The organism is Formivibrio citricus (assembly GCF_900115065.1).
Classification (GTDB): domain Bacteria; phylum Pseudomonadota; class Gammaproteobacteria; order Burkholderiales; family Chitinibacteraceae; genus Formivibrio; species Formivibrio citricus.
In genome coordinates, this window is record NZ_FOVE01000035.1 from 1 (window position 1) to 5,253 (window position 5,253).

General features: G+C 52.5%; 2 tRNA genes and 3 rRNA genes. All 5 read left to right on the top strand.

Annotated elements, in window-relative coordinates:
* Positions 1-9: 9 nt before the first annotated feature.
* Positions 10-1,543: ribosomal RNA gene (locus BMZ36_RS14100) — 16S ribosomal RNA — on the top strand.
* Positions 1,544-1,607: 64 nt separating this feature from the next.
* Positions 1,608-1,684, top strand: a tRNA-Ile gene (locus tag BMZ36_RS14105).
* Positions 1,685-1,820: 136 nt separating this feature from the next.
* Positions 1,821-1,896 (top strand) — tRNA-Ala (locus BMZ36_RS14110).
* Positions 1,897-2,140: 244 nt separating this feature from the next.
* Positions 2,141-5,029, top strand: a 23S ribosomal RNA gene (locus BMZ36_RS14115).
* Between the two features lie 92 nt (positions 5,030-5,121).
* Positions 5,122-5,235: ribosomal RNA gene (rrf, locus tag BMZ36_RS14120) — 5S ribosomal RNA — on the top strand.
* The 16S, 23S and 5S rRNA genes sit together here with 2 tRNA genes alongside, the layout of an rRNA operon.
* The last annotated feature ends 18 nt before the right edge of the window (positions 5,236-5,253 follow it).

The following is a 5,253-nucleotide window of genomic DNA, read 5'->3' on the forward strand; positions in this document are numbered from 1 at the left end:
TTAGTATTTCAACTAAAGAGTTTGATCCTGGCTCAGATTGAACGCTGGCGGCATGCTTTACACATGCAAGTCGAACGGCAGCGCGGACTTCGGTCTGGCGGCGAGTGGCGAACGGGTGAGTAATGCATCGGAACGTACCTATTAGTGGGGGATAACGCTTCGAAAGGAGTGCTAATACCGCATACGACCTGAGGGTGAAAGTGGGGGACCGCAAGGCCTCACGCTAATAGATCGGCCGATGTCTGATTAGCTAGTTGGTGGGGTAAAGGCCCACCAAGGCGACGATCAGTAGCGGGTCTTAGAGGACGATCCGCCACACTGGGACTGAGACACGGCCCAGACTCCTACGGGAGGCAGCAGTGGGGAATCTTGGACAATGGGCGCAAGCCTGATCCAGCAATGCCGCGTGGGTGAAGAAGGCCTTCGGGTTGTAAAGCCCTTTTGTTTGGGAGCAAATCCTGCGGGTTAATACCCTGTGGGGATGAGAGTACCAAAAGAATAAGCACCGGCTAACTACGTGCCAGCAGCCGCGGTAATACGTAGGGTGCAAGCGTTAATCGGAATTACTGGGCGTAAAGCGTGCGCAGGTGGTTTGACAAGACCGACGTGAAAGCCCCGGGCTCAACCTGGGAACTGCGTTGGTGACTGTCTGACTAGAGTGTGGCAGAGGGGGGTGGAATTCCGCGTGTAGCAGTGAAATGCGTAGAGATGCGGAGGAACACCGATGGCGAAGGCAGCCCCCTGGGCTAACACTGACACTCATGCACGAAAGCGTGGGGAGCAAACAGGATTAGATACCCTGGTAGTCCACGCCCTAAACGATGTCAACTGGTTGTTGGGATTTTCGGATCTTAGTAACGAAGCTAACGCGAGAAGTTGACCGCCTGGGGAGTACGGCCGCAAGGTTAAAACTCAAAGGAATTGACGGGGGCCCGCACAAGCGGTGGATGATGTGGATTAATTCGATGCAACGCGAAAAACCTTACCTGGTCTTGACATGTACGGAATCTTTTAGAGATAGAAGAGTGCCTTCGGGAGCCGTAACACAGGTGCTGCATGGCTGTCGTCAGCTCGTGTCGTGAGATGTTGGGTTAAGTCCCGCAACGAGCGCAACCCTTGCCATTAGTTGCCATCATTAAGTTGGGCACTTTAATGGGACTGCCGGTGACAAACCGGAGGAAGGTGGGGATGACGTCAAGTCCTCATGGCCCTTATGACCAGGGCTTCACACGTCATACAATGGTCGGTACAGAGGGTCGCTAAGCCGCGAGGTGGTGCCAATCTCATAAAACCGATCGTAGTCCGGATTGCACTCTGCAACTCGAGTGCATGAAGTCGGAATCGCTAGTAATCGCGGATCAGCATGTCGCGGTGAATACGTTCCCGGGCCTTGTACACACCGCCCGTCACACCATGGGAGTGGGTTTCGCCAGAAGTAGCTAGTCTAACCTTCGGGAGGACGGTTACCACGGCGGGATTCATGACTGGGGTGAAGTCGTAACAAGGTAGCCGTAGGGGAACCTGCGGCTGGATCACCTCCTTTCAAGAGAAAGGTTGCTTGGTCAGGTACCTACACTCATCGGTTGCGAGTAAAGATACAGAGAGCTGGGTCAGTAGCTCAGTCGGTTAGAGCACCGTCTTGATAAGGCGGGGGTCATAGGTTCGATTCCTATCTGACCCACCATTTGGTCTAACGCTCACCATCGCGCTGCGTTGTCGCAAGCGGGCTTGTGTACTGAAAGATGTACACGGCGCCCACCTGCTCCTAGCATCGCTCGATGATCGTTGACCAAAGGGAAGCTCGAAACAAAGAAACGACTGGGGGATTAGCTCAGCTGGGAGAGCACCTGCTTTGCAAGCAGGGGGTCGTCGGTTCGATCCCGTCATCCTCCACCAAGTCCTCAGAAACAAGCGTGTTTAAAAAGCATGTTTATTTCTGATTGCTTAAATCAGTAAGACTGTATCGATCTTTAAAAAAATGGAAGAAGTAATACTCAAAAACAACGAAGGTTGGCTGGCTGCGAAAGTGGCTGGTTAACGAAGTTGGGTTTGATTGCATCGCAAGTTACTGTAAGCGCAGTAACGAGCAAACGCGAGTTTCAACTGATCGAAAATGCGTATTACGTGTTTGAGATTATAGGATCAAGCGAATAAGTGCATCTGGTGGATGCCTTGGCGATGATAGGCGACGAAGGACGTGAAAGCCTGCGAAAAGCGTGGGGGAGTTGGCAACCAAGCATTGATCCCACGATGTCCGAATGGGGAAACCCACCCTTTTAGGGTATCCATGACTGAATACATAGGTCATGCGAAGCGAACCGGGAGAACTGAAACATCTAAGTACCCCGAGGAAAAGAAATCAACCGAGATTCCCAAAGTAGTGGCGAGCGAAATGGGAAGAGCCTGTGTGTGATAGCAGAAGACTTAACAGAACGGAATGGAAAGTCCGGCCATAGTGGGTGATAGCCCCGTATGTGAAAAGTCATTTGTGGTACTAAGCACACGACAAGTAGGGCGGGACACGAGAAATCCTGTCTGAAGATGGGGGGACCATCCTCCAAGGCTAAATACTCATCATCGACCGATAGTGAACCAGTACCGTGAGGGAAAGGCGAAAAGAACCCCGGGAGGGGAGTGAAATAGAACCTGAAACCGGATGCATACAAACAGTGGGAGCCTCCTAGTGGGGTGACTGCGTACCTTTTGTATAATGGGTCAGCGACTTACGTTCAGTAGCGAGCTTAACCGAGTAGGGGAGGCGTAGGGAAACCGAGTCCGAATAGGGCGTTGAGTTGCTGGGCGTAGACCCGAAACCAAGTGATCTATCCATGGCCAGGATGAAGGTGCCGTAACAGGTACTGGAGGTCCGAACCCACTAGTGTTGCAAAACTAGGGGATGAGCTGTGGATAGGGGTGAAAGGCTAAACAAACTTGGAAATAGCTGGTTCTCTCCGAAAACTATTTAGGTAGTGCCTCACGTATCACCTTCGGGGGTAGAGCACTGTTATGGCTAGGGGGTCATCGCGACTTACCAAACCATGGCAAACTCCGAATACCGAAGAGTGCGAGCGTGGGAGACAGACATGGGGTGCTAACGTCCTGTGTCAAGAGGGAAACAACCCAGACCGCCGTCTAAGGTCCCAAATGCATAGTTAAGTGGAAAACGAGGTGGGAAGGCACAGACAGCCAGGATGTTGGCTTAGAAGCAGCCATCATTTAAAGAAAGCGTAATAGCTCACTGGTCGAGTCGTCCTGCGCGGAAGATGTAACGGGGCTCAAACTATGAACCGAAGACGCGGATATATGCTTTGCATATATGGTAGGAGAGCGTTCCGTAGGTCTGTGAAGGTGTCTTGTAAAGGATGCTGGAGATATCGGAAGTGCGAATGCTGACATGAGTAGCGATAAAGCGGGTGAAAAGCCCGCTCGCCGAAAGCCCAAGGTTTCCTGCGCAACGTTCATCGGCGCAGGGTGAGTCGGCCCCTAAGGCGAGGCTGAAAAGCGTAGTCGATGGGAAACAGGTTAATATTCCTGTACTTGGTGTAAGTGCGATGTGGGGACGGAGAAGGTTAGGTTAGCCATCTGTTGGAATAGGTGGTTTAAGCGTGTAGGCGGGAGGTTTAGGCAAATCCGGATCTCCTTAACGCTGAGGCGTGATGACGAAGTCTCCTAGAGACTGAAGTAACTGATACCCTGCTTCCAGGAAAAGCCACTAAGCTTCAGCTTACATTGAACCGTACCGCAAACCGACACAGGTGGGCAGGATGAGAATTCTAAGGCGCTTGAGAGAACTCGGGAGAAGGAACTCGGCAAATTGACACCGTAACTTCGGGAGAAGGTGTGCCCAGAGTAGGTGAAGTCCCTGCGGACTGAGCCCAAATGGGTCGCAGAGAAATGGGGGCTGCGACTGTTTATCAAAAACACAGCACTCTGCCAAGACGAAAGTCGACGTATAGGGTGTGACGCCTGCCCGGTGCTGGAAGATTAAATGATGGGGTGCAAGCTCTTGATTGAAGTCCCAGTAAACGGCGGCCGTAACTATAACGGTCCTAAGGTAGCGAAATTCCTTGTCGGGTAAGTTCCGACCCGCACGAATGGCGTAACGATGGCCCCACTGTCTCCTCCCGAGACTCAGCGAAGTTGAAGTGTTTGTGAAGATGCAATCTCCCCGCTGCTAGACGGAAAGACCCCGTGAACCTTTACTGTAGCTTTGCATTGGACTTTGAACAGACTTGTGTAGGATAGGTGGGAGGCTATGAAGCGGTGACGCTAGTCATCGTGGAGCCGTCCTTGAAATACCACCCTGGTGTGTTTGGGGTTCTAACCTTGGTCCGTCATCCGGATCGGGGACCGTGCATGGTAGGCAGTTTGACTGGGGCGGTCTCCTCCCAAAGTGTAACGGAGGAGCTCGAAGGTTACCTAGGTACGGTCGGACATCGTACTGATAGTGTAATGGCACAAGGTAGCTTGACTGCGAGACTGACACGTCGAGCAGGTGCGAAAGCAGGACATAGTGATCCGGTGGTTCTGAATGGAAGGGCCATCGCTCAACGGATAAAAGGTACTCCGGGGATAACAGGCTGATTCCGCCCAAGAGTTCACATCGACGGCGGAGTTTGGCACCTCGATGTCGGCTCATCACATCCTGGGGCTGTAGCCGGTCCCAAGGGTATGGCTGTTCGCCATTTAAAGTGGTACGTGAGCTGGGTTCAAAACGTCGTGAGACAGTTTGGTCCCTATCTGCAGTGGGCGTTGGAAATTTGAGGGGGGCTGCTCCTAGTACGAGAGGACCGGAGTGGACGCACCTCTGGTGTACCGGTTATCACGCCAGTGGTATCGCCGGGTAGCTAAGTGCGGAAGAGATAACCGCTGAAAGCATCTAAGCGGGAAACTTGCCTCAAGATGAGATTTCCCTGGGACTTCAAGTCCCCTGAAGGGTCGTTCGAGACCAGGACGTTGATAGGTCGGGTGTGGAAGCGCAGTAATGCGTTAAGCTAACCGATACTAATTGCCCGTGCGGCTTGATCCTATAATCTGAAACGCGTAAGCGAACAATCAAACCTAGTGTTACTTCTTCCAGATTCAGTGTGCTGTTCAAAGAACAGCCCACAACCAGTTATGTCTGGCGACCTTAGCGAGGCGGTCCCACTCCTTCCCATTCCGAACAGGACAGTGAAACGCCTCAGCGCCGATGATAGTGCGGAGCTCCCGTGTGAAAGTAGGTCATCGCCAGACTTCCCCTCAGAAAACCCC